Annotated in this window: 12 protein-coding genes; 5 read left to right on the top strand and 7 right to left on the bottom strand. The window is 63.7% G+C overall.

Annotated features, from left to right (window positions below; all coding sequences use genetic code 11):
* Positions 1-38 precede the first annotated feature (38 nt).
* Positions 39-245 carry a cold-shock protein gene (locus tag NFH97_RS14880; RefSeq protein ID WP_045993796.1) on the top strand — a complete coding sequence of 69 codons (207 nt, stop codon included), beginning with the start codon at positions 39-41 and terminating at the stop codon, positions 243-245.
* A 271-nt stretch (positions 246-516) separates the two neighbouring features.
* Here NFH97_RS14880 and NFH97_RS14875 read toward each other — a convergent pair whose 3' ends face one another.
* Positions 517-1,077 carry a hypothetical protein gene (locus tag NFH97_RS14875; protein WP_348826862.1) on the bottom strand — a complete coding sequence of 187 codons (561 nt, stop codon included), beginning with the start codon at positions 1,075-1,077 and terminating at the stop codon, positions 517-519.
* A 364-nt stretch (positions 1,078-1,441) separates the two neighbouring features.
* Complete coding sequence (gene yegS / locus NFH97_RS14870; RefSeq protein ID WP_045993797.1) at positions 1,442-2,371, bottom strand: lipid kinase YegS; 930 nt, start codon at positions 2,369-2,371, stop codon at positions 1,442-1,444.
* Positions 2,372-2,629: 258 nt separating this feature from the next.
* Here yegS and NFH97_RS14865 point away from each other — a divergent pair, with 258 nt between their 5' ends.
* Both NFH97_RS14865 and NFH97_RS14860 read left to right on the top strand, forming a co-directional pair.
* Entirely contained in the window at positions 2,630-4,252 is a 1,623-nt protein-coding gene (locus tag NFH97_RS14865; RefSeq protein WP_197037166.1) for a cation:proton antiporter domain-containing protein, read from the top strand.
* 297 nt (positions 4,253-4,549) lie between these two features.
* A complete protein-coding gene (locus NFH97_RS14860) occupies positions 4,550-4,843 on the top strand; it encodes a hypothetical protein (protein WP_045992573.1) in 294 nt (97 codons plus the stop codon).
* Between the two features lie 112 nt (positions 4,844-4,955).
* On the opposite strand, the gene pepN is transcribed toward NFH97_RS14860, so the two are convergent.
* The 4 genes from pepN to NFH97_RS14840 form a co-directional block, all read right to left on the bottom strand.
* Entirely contained in the window at positions 4,956-7,589 is a 2,634-nt protein-coding gene (gene pepN / locus NFH97_RS14855; protein ID WP_349625063.1) for an aminopeptidase N, read from the bottom strand.
* Positions 7,590-7,712: 123 nt separating this feature from the next.
* Positions 7,713-8,093 (bottom strand): YbaN family protein, encoded by a 381-nt coding sequence (locus tag NFH97_RS14850; RefSeq protein WP_231498735.1) that lies wholly within the window; start codon positions 8,091-8,093, stop codon positions 7,713-7,715.
* Positions 8,094-8,267: 174 nt separating this feature from the next.
* Positions 8,268-8,753 (bottom strand): YajQ family cyclic di-GMP-binding protein, encoded by a 486-nt coding sequence (locus NFH97_RS14845; RefSeq protein WP_108133842.1) that lies wholly within the window; start codon positions 8,751-8,753, stop codon positions 8,268-8,270.
* A gap of 27 nt (positions 8,754-8,780) precedes the next feature.
* Positions 8,781-9,401: a GNAT family N-acetyltransferase gene (locus NFH97_RS14840; protein ID WP_349625062.1), complete on the bottom strand. Its 621-nt coding sequence runs from the start codon at positions 9,399-9,401 to the stop codon at positions 8,781-8,783.
* A 328-nt stretch (positions 9,402-9,729) separates the two neighbouring features.
* On the opposite strand from NFH97_RS14840, the gene NFH97_RS14835 reads away from it, so the two are divergent.
* Positions 9,730-11,292, top strand: a complete 1,563-nt coding sequence (locus NFH97_RS14835; protein WP_349625061.1) for a RimK family ATP-grasp domain-containing protein — start codon at positions 9,730-9,732, stop codon at positions 11,290-11,292.
* Between the two features lie 78 nt (positions 11,293-11,370).
* The gene (cobO, locus tag NFH97_RS14830; RefSeq protein WP_045992569.1) at positions 11,371-11,976 is read left to right on the top strand and encodes a cob(I)yrinic acid a,c-diamide adenosyltransferase; all 606 of its coding nucleotides are present in this window, start codon (positions 11,371-11,373) and stop codon (positions 11,974-11,976) included.
* Between the two features lie 191 nt (positions 11,977-12,167).
* Here the strand turns inward: cobO and NFH97_RS14825 are convergent, their stop codons facing one another.
* Positions 12,168-18,836 carry a retention module-containing protein gene (locus tag NFH97_RS14825; protein ID WP_349625060.1) on the bottom strand — a complete coding sequence of 2,223 codons (6,669 nt, stop codon included), beginning with the start codon at positions 18,834-18,836 and terminating at the stop codon, positions 12,168-12,170.
* Positions 18,837-19,165: the final 329 nt, after the last annotated feature.

Below are 19,165 nucleotides of genomic sequence, written 5' to 3'. Positions count from 1 at the left end.
AGCCTGCACCATCATTTAGCGAGTTAAGGAAATCGACAATGGCAACTGGCACTGTCAAGTGGTTCAACGATACCAAGGGCTACGGCTTCATCTCTCCGGACGACGGCGGAGACGACCTGTTCGCCCACTTCTCCGAGATTCAGGCTGAAGGCTTCAAGTCCCTGCAGGACGGCCAGAAGGTCTCCTTCGAGGTGACTCAGGGCAAGAAAGGCCTTCAGGCCTCCAACATCAAGGTCGCCGACTGAGCCTAGTGCCTGTCTGACCTTGTCACGGGGAGATCGCATTCTGCGTGATCTAGCCACCCCGTGAAGCAACAGCGCTTGAGCAGGATTGCCGCAAGTTGTGACGATCCTCGATCATGCGACAAGAAGGCCCACCATACGGTGGGCCTTTCTTGTTGGTCGGCAGAGCCTGCCGGGGGGCCGATCGGATGCCGTAAGAGCTTGCTAGCACGCCTTGGGCCCATGACTAAGCCATGATTAAGCCACCCGGACCTGATGCCCTGCCAATACCAGCTCAGGGCGAGTTGTCGGTACGGGTCTCGACGTCGCCTTCGGCGTTGACGTCGGCATCGAAGGACGCGTCCGCGTCGGCGGGCACCTCCTCGGGGACCTGGCGCTCGGCCTGCTCGAAGGTCTCGTCGATCTTGCGCTTGGCTTCCTCGAACCGGCGTTCGGTTTCCTGAAGGATGGCGTCGACCTCCTCGCTCGATCCCTCGAATTGCACCGGTTCCTCGACAGGGTCCGGCACCGAGGGCACCGAGGCTTCTCCGTCGCCTGTGTCGCTCTGCTGCCCTTCACTGTCCGGTGTGCCTTGGCTAGCGCTCGTTGCCTCGGCCTGCTTATAGGTCTCGTCGATCTTGCGTTGCGCTTCCTCGAAGCGACGCTCGGTCTCCTCCAGGATGGCATCGACATCTGACTCGGTGCTCTCCCCCGGCAGCGCCTGGCCCTGCTCCAGGGTGTCGGTGGCACTGCTGCCGAGGTCTACATCGGCCCCATCGGCGTCACTGTTGCTCTGCGCCCCGTCGGCCCCGCTCGACGCCGCTTCACTCGATGACTCTGACTGGGCTGCGGACATCCCGCTCTCGGAATCGGATGGCTGTTGTTGAGTCGCTGACGGCTCCTCGTCAGTAGCTGAGGGCTCTTCCTCAGTAACTGAAGGCTCTTCCTGAACAGCGGAAGGCTCACTCTGAGACGCCGGGGGCTCCTCGCCATCACACCCAACCAGCCACAGCGGTACGCTCAGCGCCACCAGGGCCGCCGCCATTCGAGGGGTCATTGCCATCGTCTTCTCTCCATAAAGCCTTTGTCCATGCGCCCAATCTCCATGATTGATCGCGCGCTATTGCACCAAAGCCACCCCGGCCACGCAACTTGCGTTGACGCTGCAGCACGCCGCAATCTCGCCTATCGGGCGACGTCTATGGCTGCTCCCGCCCTGATCATTCTCCCCGGGGTGAGGCCATGCGACAGCTGTCGGGCATGGTCAGACGCAGCGCCAACGGCATGACCCGGGCCTCGAACGCGCGCTGATAGCAGGCTTCGCCGTCCAGCGTCAGCGGCAGGCGCGCCTCGCCATCGGCTTCAAAGCGCAACCAGGCGCTGCGAAAGGCGTCGACGTACTGCCCATGGTAGGGCCTGGCCCGCAGTTCCTGCATCATCGCCCGAAGCTGGCGCAGCGAGCGGAAGTCACGCACCAGCAGCACGTCGAACAGGCCGTCGTCCAGTCGCGCCGCCGGCGTCAACTGCTGACCGCCACCGGCCTGGATGCCATTGCCGATACCCAGCAGAAAGATGCCCGCTCGACTCTCCCCGCCATCCCAGGCCAGGTGGCCCTGGTAGAGCTGATAGCGCCAGGCCTTGAAGGCACCGAACACCGAGTAGGCTCCCCCGCCCATCAAGCGCTTGAGTGGCTTCGGTGTCGATGTGGTGATCTCGGCACCGAAACCACCGGTGGCCATGTTGATGAAATAGCGATCGTTCATCCTTGGCACATCCACCCAGCGGCTGGGCAGACGACAGGCGGCGTCCAGCGACGCTGCCTGGCCGAGCGGCAGGCCCAGGGACTTGGCCAGGTCGTTGGCGCTGCCCAACGGCATGATGGCAAGCTCCGGACGCTCTTCGCGCGGCAACTGCATCAGCCCGTTGACCACCTCATGCACGGTACCGTCACCACCGCCGGCGATGACCCGCTTGACCCGATCGCGTCCAGCCTGGGTGGCCTGGCGTTCGCCGTCGCCCTTTTCCCAGGTGACACGCACATCGACATCGAGGCCGCCTCGCCGACAGGCGAAGACAGCGCTTCGCACTTCCGGCAATTGCGCCGATTGTCCGTTGAGGATCAGCCGATTGGTGCCCGGCGGCTGGGTCATCCTGACGCTTCCTTTTTCACATGAGGTTCATGAAAGTCGCACATCCTCCCTGTGCGGCGCCTATTTCATCACATCCTTCCCCCGGCATGGAGGCCCGCAGCGGCGATCCGATACCTGCCGGCCTCCAGCCACGTCCTGCTGCCGACGCCGCACCTATGCTGTTGCGGGACGGGCACAATCGCAGCCATAGCGCTGACTTGACCCGTATTTCCCTTACAATTGATCAAGACACGCCCCCCTTTGCGACCGAGTTCCTGCATGATTGAACCAATTTTTGTGCTGACCGCCTTTGTTTCAGGCCTGGCCGCCATGGCCCTCAGACTACCACCCTTGGTGGGTTTTCTCGCCGGTGGCTTCATCCTCAATGCTCTCGGCTACGACGAAACGCCGGTCCTGACGCTGATCGCCCACCTTGGCGTCACCCTGATGCTGTTTACCATCGGTCTCAAGCTCAACGTCAAGACCCTGCTGCGCCCGGACGTCTGGGGAGGCGCCAGCCTGCATATGCTGGCAAGCGTCGTGCTGTTCGTAGGTATTCTGGCTGTCCTGAAGGCGATCGTCACCCTCGGCTGGCTGACGTCACCCAACGGTCTGCTCGCCGGACTCGACCTGACGACGCTGCTGGTGCTGGCGTTCGCCCTGTCCTTCTCCAGTACCGTCTTCGTGGTCAAGGTCCTCGAAAAGCGAAGCGAGACCCATGCGGCCTACGGACGCCTGGCCATCGGTATCCTGATCATGCAGGACCTGTTTGCGGTGATCTTTCTCACCGCCTCCACCGGCAAGCTGCCGAGCCCCTGGGCCCTGGGCCTGTTCGCGCTGCTGCCGCTGGCGCCGCTGCTGCGGCGGCTGCTCGACCGCATGGGCCACGGCGAGATGCAGATGCTGTGTGGCGTGGTGATGGCCCTGGTGCTGGGCTACGGCCTGTTCGAGGCGGTCGGCGTCAAAGGGGATCTCGGGGCGCTGATCATCGGCATGCTGCTGGCGCCCCACCCCGCCGCCCAGACGCTGTCGCGCTCGATGTTCAATATCAAGGAACTGCTGCTGGTCGGCTTCTTTCTGAGCATCGGCCTTACCGCCCTGCCCAGCTGGTCGCTGTTCGGCATCGCCCTGCTGCTGGTGGCGCTGTTGCCGCTGAAGAGCCTGCTCTACCAGCTTATTCTGATGCGTTTCGGCATGCGCCACCGTACCTCGGTGCTGGCCACCCTCAGCCTGAGCAACTATTCCGAGTTCGGTCTGATCGTCGGTGCCATCGCGGTATCCAGCGGCTGGCTGGCGCCGCAGTGGCTGGTGGTGGTGTCGCTCGCGGTCGCGCTGAGCTTCGTGGTATCGGCGATCCTCAATGCCGTCAGCGAGCAGTTCTACCGCTGGCTCGAGCCACGCCTGCCACCGGTCGACGAGGCGTCGCTGTCCCCCAGCGACCGCCCCATCGAGGTCGGCGACGCCGAAGCGGTGGTGCTGGGCATGGGCCGTATCGGTCGCAGCGTCTACCGTCGCCTGACCAAGGAGTATGGACTCAAGGTGCTGGGGGTCGACTCCAATCCCAAGAGCGTGAAGATGCTGGCCGACAAGGGCTTCAATATCGTCGAGGGCGACGCCGTAGACTCGGACTTCTGGGACAAGATGCTGATGTCCTCTCAGGTAGAACTGGTGGTGCTGGCGATGCCCCACCATGCAGGTAACCTGTTCGCCCTGAAGCAGCTGCGAAGCCGCCACTTCCCGGGCAAGATCACCGCCGTGGTCGAGTACCTGGAGGAGATCGACACCATCCGCGAACTGGGCGCCCACGCGGTCTACCACGTCTACGACGAGGCCGGCCGCGCCCTGGCCGACAGTGCGGCGGAGGAAGCGGGAATCATCTCGCGTACCGAACAACTCGGCTAGGCGCTGTCCGAAAAGTCGACGAGCGAAGGTTAGACAAGGCAAAAATCGGTGAGACAGCGCAGTTTACGGGGTGTAAATGAGCATTTTGATCCGATTTTTAACGCCGTATTACCGAGCGCAGGCACTTTTCAGACAAGCCCTAGCAAGTGGCGCGCGCAGACCTGTGCAACACCCAGACGCGCTCGGCCACGGGGCTTGCCGTGGACAGGTCGGATGCGGATACTCGGGGCTCCCATGGCCAAGGCTCGTGCTCAAGGCGCGCGCCGAGGCCCTTTGCAAGCTCCACGACAAGGATGCATGGCGGTGGAAGACGTCTTTACCTGGCTGGGCGAGGCCCTTGGCACCCTGATTCGCTTTGTGGTCGATACTCTGGGCACCTTCTTCAACAGCATCGATGACGCCGCCGCCGGCTTTATCGACGGCCTGTCTCGCTCGCTGGGCATCGCACCGACCTTCTTCACCCTGGCGCTGCTGGTGCTGGGCCTTTTCTTTCTTTGGCGGGGTCTACGCGCGATCCTCACAGGCTCCCCCATCGCCGCCCTGCTGTGGGCTCTGCTGGGCCTCTTGACCCTGGGCATGCTGCTGCCCTGACGCGGGACGGTCTTCAAGGCCAGCCGAGCCGGTAGCACACAGCACAACGCCGCCCCGAGGGGCGGCGTTGGCATTCATGACGGTGGCTCCAGCAGCGATCGTCGTCGCTACATCAGGCCAGCGCCTTTTCCACGATCTCGTAGACGTTGGGTGAGAGTTCCTCGCCACGGATGCGCTCCAGCTCGGCGCGCATCAGCGCCTGGCGAGCCTCGTCGAAGCGCTGCCAGCGGGTCAGCGGCGTGATGATGCGTGCGGCGATCTCGGGATTCAGCCGGTTCAACTCGATCACCACGTCGGCCAGCAGGCGATAGCCTTCGCCATCCAGGCGGTGGAAGTTGACCCGGTTCTGCCCGGCAAAGGCACCGATCAACGCGCGCACCTTGTTGGGGTTCTTCAGCGAGAAGGCCGGGTGCTCCATCAGATAGCGCACCCGATCCAGGGCGTCCGCCTGGGGACGGGTCACCTGCAGGCTGAACCACTGGTCCATCACCAGCGGATCGCGGGACCACTTGCGCCCGAAGGCCTTGAGTGCCGGATCGGCGATATCCGAGCGGCTACTGTGGACCAGCAGGGTCAACGCATGGCGCACGTCGGTCATGTTGTGGTCGGCCTCGAACTGGGCCTGGGCCAGCTCGATCGCCACCTCGTCCTCGATGCTCATCAGGTAGGACAGCGCGACATTCTTCAGGGCGCGCTGGCCGATCTGCTCGGGCGTGGGCGCGTAGGCGGCGTCGCTCTGGTTGTCGCGATACAGTGCCAACAGTTCGTCACGCAGCTCTTGCGCCAGCGACTGCTGGATGAAGGTGCGCGCGGCGTGGATGGCGTCCACGTCGACCAGCGGCTGCTGTTCAGCGATGTAGGCCTCGCTCGGCAATTGCAGCATCTCGGCCAGCACCGCCTTGTCGTCATTGCCTTCCTCGATCAGTGCGCGGAAGGCCTCGACCAGGCGCGTATCCATGACCTTCTCGACACCATTGCGGTGGGCCGCGATCAGATCATCGAGTGCCAGCAGGGTCAGCCGCTGGCCGGCGTCCCAGCGGTTGAAGCCATCGCTGTCGTGGGCCATCAGGAAGGCCAGATCCTCCCGCGAATAGGGGAAGGACAGCTTGACCGGCGCCGAGAACCCGCGCAGCAGCGAGGGCACCGGAGCCTCTTCGATATCGCTGAAGATGAACTCCTGCTCGTCTTCACGCAGATGAATCACGGCGTCTCTACCCAGGCTCTCGCCGTCCAGGGTCATCGACAGGTCGCGGCCGCTCTTGGTGCCGACCAGGCCCAGGCGAATGGGGATATGCAGCGCCTGTTTCTCCGGCTGGCCGGGGGTGGCCGGCGTGCGCTGACGCAGGATCAGGCGGTAGCGGGAGTTGGCGTAGTCGTACTCCCCGAAGGCGTCGATCTCCGGCGTACCCGCCTGGGAGTACCAGCGCATGAACTGCTCGAGATCCTGCCCGGACACCTCGGCCATGCAGTCGACGAAGTCCTCGATGGTGACCGCCTGCCCGTCGAAGCGCGAGAAGTACAGATCCGAGCCCTTGCGGAAGGTCTCCGGCCCCACCAGGTTGGACAGCATCCGCACCACCTCGGCACCCTTCTCGTAGATGGTCAGGGTGTAGAAGTTGCCGATCTCGATGTAGGAGTCGGGGCGAATCGGATGCGCTGTGGGGCCTGCGTCCTCGGCGAACTGGGCGGTGCGGAAGAACGACACTTCTTCGATGCGCTTGACCGGTGCGGAATTGACCTCGGCCGAGAAGCTCTGATCGCGAAAGACGGTGAAGCCTTCCTTCAACGACAGTTGGAACCAGTCACGGCAGGTAACGCGGTTGCCCGACCAGTTATGGAAGTACTCGTGAGCGACGATTCCCTCGACCCGCTGGAAGGCAGCGTCGGTGGCGGTGTTGGGGTGGGTCAGCACCGCCGCCGAGTTGAAGATGTTGAGCCCCTTGTTCTCCATGGCGCCCATGTTGAAATCATTGACCGCCACGATCATGAACAGGTCCAGGTCGTACTCGCGACCGTAGGCCTCTTCATCCCAGCGCATGGCACGCTTGAGTGAGCCCATGGCGTGGTCGGTCTTGTCGAGGTTTTCTTCCTCGACCCAGATCTGCAGGGTGACGTCGCGGCCGCTCATGGTGGTAAAGCGGTCCTCGACCTTCTTCAGGTCACCGGCCACCAGTGCAAACAGGTAGGCGGGCTTGGGATGAGGATCGTCCCAGGTCACGAAGTGGCGGCCATCCGGCAGCTCTCCTCGCTCCACCGGATTGCCGTTGGACAGCAACACCGGCTCGCGGGTCAGGTCGCCGATCACGGTGGTCGAGAAGGTCGCCATCACGTCCGGGCGGTCCGGGTAGAAGGTGATGCGGCGGAACCCTTCGGCTTCGCACTGGGTGCAGAACATGCCACCGGAACGGTAGAGGCCGGATAGCGCGGTATTGTCCTCGGGCGAGATCTCGACCTCGGTGTCCAGAACAAACGCCTCCGGCGCACCGGTAATCGACAGTCCCTTGCGGGTCAGTTCGTACTCGCCTTCCTCCAGCGGCTGGCCATCGATGGCGATGGCCTTGAGCGAAAGCTGCTCGCCATCCAGCCAAACCGGTGCACCCGCCTCGCGCTCGGGATGACGCTCCAGATGCAGGCGTGCCTTGACGCGGGTGGTGCCAGGCGCCAGGTCGAAGGTCAACTCGGTGCGTGAGACAAGGTAGGCCGGCGGACGATAGTCGCTCAGATGGATCGGCTGGGGGTCGGACATCGGGGATGCTCCAATCAGAAAAGTCGACGATATTGTACGGGTACGGACGTGCCGGGCTCAAAGAACCGGCGCGACCCGGAGCACGTCGGAACCATCAGGCGAAACGGATCAAGGCGGAAGACGTCAGGACGAGGAGGCGGGCTCGGGCCGGGTCACGATCCAGATGGCAATCCCTATCAGCATGACGGTCAACCCAAGCTTCAACCACCACAGTGACACCGTGATCAACAGCACCACCACCGACAGTGACAGCATCGCCAGCGCCATCCACTTGGCATGACGGGGAATCGCACCGGATTCTTCCCAGGCCACCACCGCAGGGCCGAACCGAGGATGACTGCGAATCCAGCGAGCGAACCGCGGCGACCCCTTCGACGCCGCCCACACCGCCACCAGCAGAAAGCAGGTACTGGGCAACAGCGGCACGAAGGCCCCGATGACACCGAGGGCAAAGCTGGTCCAGGCCAGCAACTGCCAGGCCAGGCGACGGGTGGTGGAAATCAAGGGCGAACTCCGGCGGCGCACTCGCCACGCCAATTGGTCAAGAATTCACTTATTGAAACGCAGCAGGTGCGACGAGGCCAATCGGACGCCGCTATCAGGCCAGTAGCCTGCCGAATCCGCAGGGCCACTCGCCTCACGATGCCGGCAACAGAGACATGTCAGCCGCCGATCCTGTCAGTCGCGGAAATTGTCGAACTGTAGCGCCAGATCAGGGCCCTCATCAGCGCGCAGCAGTGCCATCACACTTTGCAGGTCATCGCGCTTCTTGCCGGTCACGCGTACCTTGTCGCCCTGAATCTGGGCCTGGACCTTGAGCTTCGAGTCCTTGATGCGCTTGACGATGTCCTTGGCTTCCTTCTGCTCCAGCCCCTGCTTGAGGGCGACCGTCTGACGCGCCTTGACGCCGGACAGCTCAGCGTCCTGAACGTCCATGATGCGCGGGTCGATGCTTCTGGCGATCAGCTTGTTGCGCAGGATGTCGAGCATCTGCTTGAGCTGGAAGTCGACCTCGGCGTGCAACGCCACGGATTCATCGGACAGCTCGAAACCGGCGTCGACACCGCGAAAGTCAAAGCGCCCCTGGACCTCACGGTTAGCCTGGTCCACGGCGTTCTGGGCTTCGTGGCGATCGAATTCGGACACAATATCGAAAGAGGGCATGCTCGCTCTGCTCCGCTGACAAAAACGCTAGTCTACCATCGACGGCGACCCGCAGGGTGTCACTACCGAGTCCTCCCCGGATGTCACGGAGGACGGCTCGGAAGGTGGTGTAGAAGACGGCGCCGAAGATGTCGCTGGAGCTGCCACGGAAGGTGAACCCCGAGGCACGACGGCAGGCTGCTCTCGAGACAGGCCCAGCGACTTGACCATGCGCCAGGCGGCACAGCCATCCTCGTAGTAGTCGTCGAGCCAGCAAGCCAAGCGAAAGCCCGCCCGTCGATAGAGGCCGAGAGCAACACGATTGTCGGCCCGCACCTCCAGCGTCATGCGCTCGCAGCCACGCTTGCACCCGTCACGCTCGAGCGCCTCGAGCAAGGCCTTTCCCACTCCTTGGCCACGCGCCTCGGGGGCCACACACAGCGAATAGAGGCGCGCTGCGCGGCTGTTGCGACGAAACAGCAAGGTACCGTAGCCGAGCGGCAAAACGGAGCCGGTGGCGTCCTCGGCGATCAGGGTCAGCCCATGGGCGCGCTTGAGCAGGTGGCGCAATTGGCGACGAGTGAAGCGGTCCCCCGAAAAACCGCGACTCTCCAGTCCCTCCAGGGCATCGAGATCGCTTGGGGTGGCCGAACGCAAGGCAAGTGGCATAGTGAGAGGTCCCGTCTCGGCAGCCCGACGCCCGACTCGGGCGAGGTGTGTTATCTGTTGATTCTGTCTGGCCCACACGCCGCTGTCAGCCGCCGACAGAATGAATATTTTTCACTTTCTTGCCGTATTGCTTTGCCGCCAACCCAGGCGCATCCTGCCACCGTCGGCCCTGACCTCTCCCCCGACTCGTGCGGTGTCCTCCGGCTTCGGGCTATCACCTTGTTTCGGCCTTGCTTCGCCCTTGCTCCGCCGTTGTCTCGTCCCAGTTTCGTACCAGTTTCGCCCCTTGTCTCGCCCCTATCTCGCCCCTTGCCGAGGAATTCTTGCGATGTGCGCCCTGCGTATCGTTGTCGACCGCCAGCGCGACTGGCAGCCCTACCACCCCAGTGACGATGTGATCGACGCCGACCACTATGTCGACGCCGCGGACATCGCCGATGCCAAGGCCACCTCGGGCGCCACCAGCGCACAGGTCATCAACCTGTGTTCCGACCTCGGCTACCTGGGCCGAGGCTACTATGTCTCGCTGCTCGCCCAGGCGCGAGGCGCCAGAGTGATCCCCAGTGTCGATACCCTCAACTCCCTGCGCCGCAAGTCGACCACCGACATGCAGCTCGAGGGCCTTACCGGACTGCTCGATGAGCTGAGCCGGCCCGCTGCAGTCGAGCGACTCGGCGATGACGTCCATTTCAGGGTGCTGTTCGGCGAATGCGTCGAGCCCCTGCTGGCACGCGTCGCCCGCCGCCTGTTCGAGCGCCTGCCCTGTCCGCTGATGGAGGCGCGCCTGAATCGCACCGCCCAGGGCTATCGACTGGTGCGGCTGCGTCCGCTTGCGCTTGGGCGGCTTCAAGAAGACGAGCAGGACGCCTTCGCTCGCGCCCTCAATCGCCATTCGCTGAAGATCTGGCGTACCCCCAGGGCGCGGAGGCGCTATCGCTTCGACCTGGCCATGTTGATCGACCCTGAAGAACACCTGCCGCCCAGCAACAAGGGCGCGCTCAAGCAATTTATCCGCGCCGGTCGGCGCCAGGGCATCAATGTCTCGCTGATCACCCATCGCGACAGCGCCCGGCTGGCCGAGTTCGACGCTCTGTTTCTGCGCCAGACCACCGCCCTCGACCACCCCACCTGGCGCATGGCCCGACGTGCCGAACACGAAGGCCTGGTGGTCATCGACGCGCCCCAGGACATTCTGCGCTGCACCAACAAGGTCTATCTGCATGAACTGCTTCGCACCCGGGGGGTCGCCGCTCCCGAGGGACTGTTGCTCAAGCGTTCGGATCGAGCACGTCTCCTCGAGCAGACGCAGGGTCTCAGCTACCCGAGGGTGCTGAAGGTCCCCGATGGCGCCTTCTCCCGTGGCATCGTCAAGGTAACGTCCAGCGAATCGCTGGCTCGGGAAGCCGATACCCTGTTCAAGAGCTCGGACCTGCTGTTGCTGCAGGAATGGCTGCCTACCGAATACGACTGGCGCATCGGCGTGCTCGACGGTGCTCCACTGTTCGCCAGCCGCTACTACATGGCCCGTGGCCATTGGCAGATCTACGATCATTCCGGTTCTCGCACCCGCAGCGGCGGCTTCAGCAGCCACCCCATCGACGAGGTGCCGGCCGCCGTGCTGCGTGCGGCGCTCAAGGCCACCCGGCTGATCGGCAATGGCCTCTACGGTGTCGACCTCAAGCAGGTCGGCGACCGTGTGCTGGTGATCGAGGTCAACGACAATCCCAACATCGATGCGGGCATCGAGGACAGCGTGCTGGGTGCGGCGCTCTACGATCGCCTGATGGAGGTCTTCGCCAGGCGCATGGAGGCGCGCCGACAGGCACGCTCGGCTAACACGGCTTCGCCCCAGGCGGGACGCCAGAGCCTTCCAGCCAATGATCCCGGCTGAGGCGGAAAGGCATATCCGGGCTGACGCCGGCGTCCGCCTCGGCTACCCTGCGCTTTTGACCAGACAGCGGGAGCCGGCATGAGCGAGCAGGATAGAAACACCCGACACAAGAAGGCCATGGAGAAGCTCAAGTCCCACGTCGACGCCAAGGTCGCCGCCGCCGACGAGGAGCGCGGGCTGATGCTGGTGTTTACCGGCAACGGCAAGGGCAAGACCACCGCCGCCTGGGGCACCGTCACCCGCGCCCTGGGTTACGGCTACCGGGTGGGCGTGGTGCAGTTCATCAAGGGACTGTGGGAGTGCGGAGAACGCGACCGTCTCGAGGCCGACGACAACCTCGAGGTGGCGATCATGGCCACCGGTTTCACCTGGGATACCCAGAATCGCGAGTCGGACACCCAGGCATGCCGCGAGGTCTGGCAGGAGGCCAGCCGCATGCTGGCCGATCCTGAGGTCTACCTGGTGGTGCTCGACGAGATCACCTACATGCTCAAGTTCGGCTACCTGGACATCGACACCGTGCGCACGGCCATCGCCAACCGGCCTGCCGAGCAGACGGTCATCATCACCGGGCGCAACGCCCATCGCGAACTGGTTGCCATGGCCGACACCGTGACCGAGATGCAGGAGGTCAAGCACGGCTTCACCAATGGCCTCAAGGCCCGCCGCGGCATCGACTTCTGAGCACACCCGACACCAGCAAGCGCCGCGAGCGACGATAGGCACCCGCGCCACAAACGCCCTCGACCCGACGACACAGAGCCCGACGCCAGCCGGGCTCTGTTCCTTTTCACTCGCCGAGACCGGACGCCCCGGCCCGGCGTCGGCCTCCCCCGGATGCGCCGAGAGAGACCACGGCCCTGCAACTCAACCTGCTATTCCACCTGCAGCTGTTCGTTATCGATCATCTGCTGCAGGAAGGCCGCCGAGTCCTGCCCACCCATGCCGACACCGTTGAGGGTAATGACCTGATCGGCATCCCCCCCTCCAGCGCCGATGCCACCGTCACTCTTCACGTACAACACGGTATTGCCGCTACCGTCCTCCTCGGCGTAGAGGTAGTCATTGACGCTGGCCTCGGTCGCCCCATCGAGCAGGTCCGCCATCTCCAGGCGATCGGCCTCGGCGTCACTGCCGACGTCTCCCAGGGTAAAGTCATTGATCTCATCACTGGCAGGCGCAGCACTGGTCCCAGCGTCGCCATCATTCCAGGCGACCACATCGGCGCCGGTGCCCAGATCGATGATATCGTTGCCCGCGCCGCCATCGAGCGTATCGTTGCCCTTGCCACCAACCAGGGTGTCATTACCTTCGCCGCCAAGGAGGGTATCCCCCCCGGCGCCGCCGATCAGGGTGTCGTTGCCGTCGCCGCCGTCCAGGGTGTTGATCCCGCCTTCATCACGCGACTCGTCAATCAGGTCATCGAGATTGTCCCGGATATAACCGATCATTTCGCCATCGGTGGGTTCGGTACCACCATTGACTCCCCACTTGACGTATTCGTAGAGCCCTTCGTAGCCCAGACCGTCATGCCCACCCGCGGTAAAGACCTCACCGGTGTCGGTATTCGTCCAGGCCAGGTGGTCACTGTTGAGCACATCGCCGATCAGGATGTCGTCGCCGCCTCCGCCCGACAGGACGTCATCGCCAAGTGCCAGAAGCCCTCCTGCGGCTTCCTGGATGGCACTGTTGAGACCGTCCTCGTCGTTGACGATCTGAACCTGGCCGACCGGATCATTAAACGTCGTACCGCCAATGGTCAGGCCTCCGGTGCCATCGACGTTGCTGTTGTCGAAGTACTCAAGCGTTTCCTCGTTGATCCCGTTGCCGATGCCGATGGCGGCCACCTCGACATCATTGGCGACCAAGTCATTGAAGGCGGCGATCGATTGCGTCATCACCGCGGTGCTGTTGTTGCCTCCGGGGCCGCTGAAGCCACCTGAGCTATTGACATGGTAAGTCGGCTCGCCATCGGTCAGAAACAGCGCGAGGTTCTTGTAACCCGAGGTCGAGCCAGCAATACCTTCGAAGAACGTCTCGGATTCGTTGAACCCAGCCTCGTAGTTGGTGCCCCCGAAAGCCACCATGGCCTCGATATAATCAATGGCATCCTGTAGATCATCAGGGCCGAAGTTCTCAATGATCAGCGAATCAACCGTCTGACCTGTGCCGTCGAGCCCAGGCCTCACCAGGGAGTCAAAGTCCACGATCTGCAGATTGATGGTCCCACCGTAGGTCTGGAGATGGATAAGAAGATTCTCCAGGGCGTCCTTGGCCAGCTGCATCCGCGTCTTGCCGGCGGTGCCCGACGCATTGCCCATGCTGCCCGAGCTGTCGATGATCAGTGACAGGTTGTAATTCTCCGGCTGCGCCTGGGCCACCCCGCCGGCGTCGCCGATCAGCACGTCGTCGCCATCACCACCGGCCTGTTCGCTGTTGTCGTTGTCATCCACGTACAGGGTATCCGGCGCCTCTCCGTTAAGGGTCAGGGTGCTCTCGAGTCGATCGCCGTCGCCATCGACACCGACCAGACCGAGGGGCACCTCGAAGTCCTCGCGCTGCTCGCCGCTGCGATGGTTGATGTCACCCAGTGACAGATCGCCAGGGGACTCACTGCCACTCTGCTCCGCCTCGATGGAGACCGCCTCGAAGGGGCGATCGTCACCGGTGCTCAAGCGCACCTCCCAGCCATCCTTGAGGCCGTCGACCTCAATGCCATCGCCGGTATCGACCAACGACACCCTTCCCGTGACATCCACGCCCCGAGCGTCGAACACCTTGACGTCATCGACGCTCAGATCCATGGCGGCACCGCTGGTCGCCCCTGGATCACCGCTGCCTGCGCCTTCAGCATCGAACACGACGGCAGAGAGCAACAGAGCGGCGGTGACGCCGTTGGTCACATGGACCTTCTGCGAATAGCTCGTCAGGCCAACGTGGTCCTGCCACTCGGGCGTCGCCCCGGAAGCGGTAACGCCCTTGAGCGCATCGATGCGCAGGGTCCCGTCGGTACCGAGGGCGATACGGCCGTCGCTATCCTGGTCGGTCGTTCCCGACAGCAAGAGGTCGTTGACCGCGACGTCATCACCGGCGTGCAAGGCCAGGTAGTCACCGATCGTCTGGGCATCTGCCGGGCTTGAGTCGAACGCCTCGCCATTGGTGATCGCACCGATCACCTCGACGCTGTAGCCGTCACCTGCTGCGTTGAGCGTGACGCTGAAGCCGTCCTCGGCACCGTCGGCGCTTTCGGCATACAGCGTCGTTCCATCAGCGCTCAAACGATAGCTCAGCGGCTTGCCGTCGACTCGCAGCGCGTTGCCCTGGCTATCCGTCGCCGGCTGTCCGTCGAGGGCGGCGGCAAAGACCACCTCCCCGACCCCATCGGCTCCGACGTTGGGCCCGAAGTCCAAAGTGCCGTTGCCACTCTCCAGGGCGTGCTCCGCCTCGGAGAACACCTGGGGCACGTCATCCTTGATGTCGACGGTCAGGGTGGCCGGATCACTGGCGTCACCGTCGGAGTCGGTCACCACCACGCTGAAGGCGTCCTGCACGGCGTCGCTGGCGGTGCCCTGGCTGGTATGGTCCGTGCTGTTGTCGGTCAGGGTATAGCGATACTGATAGGTCCCCGCGCTATCTTTCCACACCTCCAGGGTGCCGAGGTCTCCGTCGACCTCGACCGGACTGGCCTCGGTGCCGTCGGTCACATCGATACCATCGATCTCCACCTTGGCCAGGCTGTCGCTGCCGGTGTCGATGGCGAGCGACCCCAGAGTGGTCTCGAGGTCGGTGGGGGCCTTGCTCCCGCCGTCGTCGAGACCCGCCTCGTCCACTTCGTTGTTGCCCGAGGCGTTGAGCGACTCGGGATTGACCTCGACCTCGGGTGTGGCGTCCACGGTGATCGTCAGGGTCGCGCTGCTGATATCACCGTCGGCGTCGCGGATCGAGTAGTTGATCACCGCGTCACCCTCGAAGCCGTCGGCTGGCGTGAAGGTGATATTGCCGTTGGCGTCGACGTTGGTGATGGTGCCGCTGCCGCTTTCCAGGCTCACGCTGTCGGTGACGAAGGTGTAGGGACCGTCGGCCCCGGCCACGTCAGGCTCGCCCGCCGTACCGTCGAGCACATTGACGGTGATCGGCTGGTTCTCGTCGGTCTCGGCGGTGTCATCCTTGGCCTCGGGCACGTCATCCTTGATGTCGATGGTCAGGGTGGCCGGATCACTGGCATCACCGTCGGAGTCGGTCACCACCACGCTGAAGGCGTCCTGCACAGCGTCGCTGGCGGTGCCCTGGCTGGTGTGATCCGTGCTGTTGTCGGTCAGGGTATAGCGATACTGATAGGTCCCCGCGCTATCCTTCCACACCTCCAGGGTGCCGAGGTCTCCGTCGACCTCGACCGGATTGGCCTCGGTACCGTCGGTCACATCGATACCATCGATCTCCACCTTGGCCAGGCTGTCGCTGCCGGTGTCGATGGTGAGCGACCCCAGAGCGGTCTCGAGGTCGGTGGCGGCCTTGCTCCCGCCATCGTCGAGACCCGCCTCGTCCACCTCGCTGTTGCCCGAGGCGTTGGGCGACTCGGGATTGACCTCGACCTCGGGCGTGGCGTCCACGGTGATCGTCAGGGTCGCGCTGCTGATATCACCGTCGGTGTCGCGGATCGAGTAGTTGATCACCGCGTCACCCTCGAAGCCGTCGGCCGGCGTGAAGGTGATATTGCCGTTGGCGTCGACGTTGGTGATGGTGCCGCTGCCGCTTTCCAGGCTCACGCTGTCGGTGACGAAGGTGTAGGCACCGTCGGCCCCGGCCACGTCAGGCTCGCCCGCCGTACCGTCGAGCACATTGACGGTGATCGGCTGGTTCTCGTCGGTCTCGGCGGCGTCATCCTTGGCCTCGGGCACGTCGTCCTTGATGTCGATGGTCAGGGTGGCCGGATCACTGGCGTCACCGTCGGAGTCGGTCACCACCACGCTGAAGGCGTCCTGCACAGCGTCGCTGGCGGTGCCCTGGCTGGTGTGGTCTGTGCTGTTGTCGGTCAGGGTATAGCGATACTGATAGGTCCCCGCGCTATCCTTCCACACCTCCAGGGTGCCGAGGTCTCCGTCGACCTCGACCGGATTGGCCTCGGTACCGTCGGTCACATCGATACCATCGATCTCCACCTTGGCCAGGCTGTCACTGCCGGTGTCGATGGTGAGCGACCCCAGAGTGGTCTCGAGGTCGGTGGGGGCCTTGCTCCCGCCGTCGTCGAGACCCGCCTCGTCCACCTCGCTGTTGCCCGAGGCATTGGGCGACTCGGGATTGATCTCGATCTCGGGCTCGTCGTCCTCCACCTCCACCCGCCAGGTCGCCTGGCTGGTATCACCGTCGTTGTCGGTCAGGGTATAGAGGATTTCGGCGGTCCCCTCGAAGCCCGCCGCCGGGGTAAAGGTGATGGTACCGTCGGCGTTGAAGTCCAGGCTGCCGGCGGTGCTGTCCACCAGTTCTGCAGCGGTCAGCTCGGCGCCATCGGCACCGAGCGTATCGGCGCCTGGCCCATCGTTGATAACGTTCAACATGACCGGAGCATTGTCGGACGCGCCGATAGTCTCGTCATCCTTGGCCTCGGGCACGTCATCCTTGATGTCAATGGTCAGGGTGGCGCTGTCGTTGACGTCGCCATCGCTGTCCTCGATCACCAGCGCGAAGTCGTCCTTGATCCCGTCGGTGGCGGAGCCCTGGGTCGAGTGCTCTTCGGTGTTGTCAGCCAGGGTGTAGCTGTAGCTGTAGTCGCCGTTCGACTCGGTCACCGTCAGGGTGCCGTAGACGCCTTGCACAGTACCGCCATTGGTCACGTCGACCTGTGTGCCATCCTTGTCCACGATCTTCAGCGAGGCCAGGGTGTCACTGCCGGTGTCGATGTTGATCGCACCGCTGGTGGTCTCCAGGTTGGTCTGCGCCTTGCTGCCGCCGTCATCGAGACCCGCCTCGTCGACCTCGCTGTTGCCCGAGGCATTGGGCGACTCGGGATTGATCTCGATCTCGGGCTCGTCGTCCTCCACCTCCACCCGCCAGGTCGCCTGGCTGGTGTCACCGTCGTTGTCGGTCAGGGTATAGAGGATCTCGGCGGTCCCCTCGAAACCCGCCGCCGGGGTAAAGGTGATGGTACCGTCGGCGTCGAAGTCCAGGCTGCCGGCGGTGCTGTCCACCAGTTCTGCAGCGGTCAGCTCGGCGCCATCGGCACCAAGCGTATCGGCGCCTGATGCGTTGGTGATGACATTGATACTCACCGCCGTATCGTCGGTGGTCTCGACGGTAGGATCGTCCTCGGCGCGGGGCGCGTCATCCACGATCAAAATGTCGAGCGAGCCGCTGGCGCTACTGCCGTCCACGTCCACCGCCTGCACATTCAGGCTCTCGAGATAGCCGCCATCGGTGGCGCCGGCAACGCTGTCATTGTCGACGTTGTCGGTCAGTTCATAGGTGTAGCTGACGGTGCCCCCTGCGGCCGAACCGGTGAAGCCGGTCAGCGTCACCACACCATGATCGGTGACGATGGTGACCGGCGAGGTCCCCAGGGCATCAAGCTGGGCAAGCGTCAGGGAAACCGGCCCCACCGTCAGGGTGGCCAGGCCGTCAGGTGAATCAAACCCAAAGGAGCCGGTGCGAACCAGCTGGGTGGCGTCGCCACGGCTACCGCCGGCCAGGTCTGCTTCGAACAGCACTTGTTCGGCACCGGCGGCGCCAATCGGCAGCTCGCCAGGGCCGCCAGGACCACCAGGGCCGTCAGGACCACCAGGGCCGTCAGGACCACCGGGGCCATCAGGACCACCGGGACCAGTGGGATCTTCGGGGCCATCGAGACCGGTCAGGGTGACACCTTCGTCGTCATCGCCGGGATCCACCGCGTCGACACCGGTGAAATCGCGCTCGATGGGACCATCGCGCCCCTCAAGGCCAAACTGGAAGGCCAGCGGATCCACCGTCTCCACGATGCGCAACAGACGGACAAAACCACTGCCCTCGTCGTCCCCTCCCCCGCCGGTGCCGCCGGCCGCCGGATCCTCAAGATCATCGAACAGGTCGCCTTCGCCGGAGTCGATGGCGGCCAACAGCTCGTTGAGCTCTTCGTCACCCAGCACGTTGTCGGCCTGCTCGGCGATCTGGGCGAGGGCCGCGAGCTCAGCGTCCGTGGAGCCGGACGCTTGGGTTCCCTCGGGTACCGGTGCGTCAATGCCGACAGCCGCGCCGGCCGTCACCGGGCTGCCCAAAGGGGTCGCGGGTGCAGCAATGGGCGCCGAGTCGTCGGTGGTCTGCACAATCCCCTGATCGACCAGCGAAGGGCCGGCAGGCTCGGTGGTGGAAGGCAACAGGCGCACCTGTCCGCTACCGGAAAGTGTCACGGGGTCGCCGACGCCACCGGGCGAAATAGAGATTTCACCACCCTGTGACGTCACCAGGCGCTCCCCGTCGCTGATCACGTCTCCCGGCCTGAGTTCGCGAAGGCTACCATCGGTGCCCTGAACAAAAGCCTGCCCCTGTACCATCACCACCGTCGCCGTGCTCATGTCGCTTCCCCTGATGCTCGTTGTCGTTTATCGAGCGCGCCCAAGGATATTTCTGCCCTCGATAACGCACCTTATCGGCACACTGTGGAAGCAGTATTAGCGAAGCTTTTTTATGACTAGCATTGGACTGAGGTACAGTATTTTGATGAACACTGCTTTTAAGTGCAGATTAGTGCAAAACCTTAAATATTTCTCCTACACCTTTAACACTAATAACTTCATTCTATTAACACTTAACTAACACCAATGATGGCGAGAAACTTCATACTCGTCTGTGTACGCATGTGAGCTTCGGTCCCTCCTGGCACCCCTGTCCGGCCCACATTCAA

The organism is Halomonas sp. SCS19 (assembly GCF_040147015.1).
Classification (GTDB): Bacteria; Pseudomonadota; Gammaproteobacteria; order Pseudomonadales; family Halomonadaceae; genus Halomonas; species Halomonas litopenaei.
Note: the sequence above shows the minus strand (reverse complement) of the source record. Positions and strands in the feature narration are given on the sequence as shown.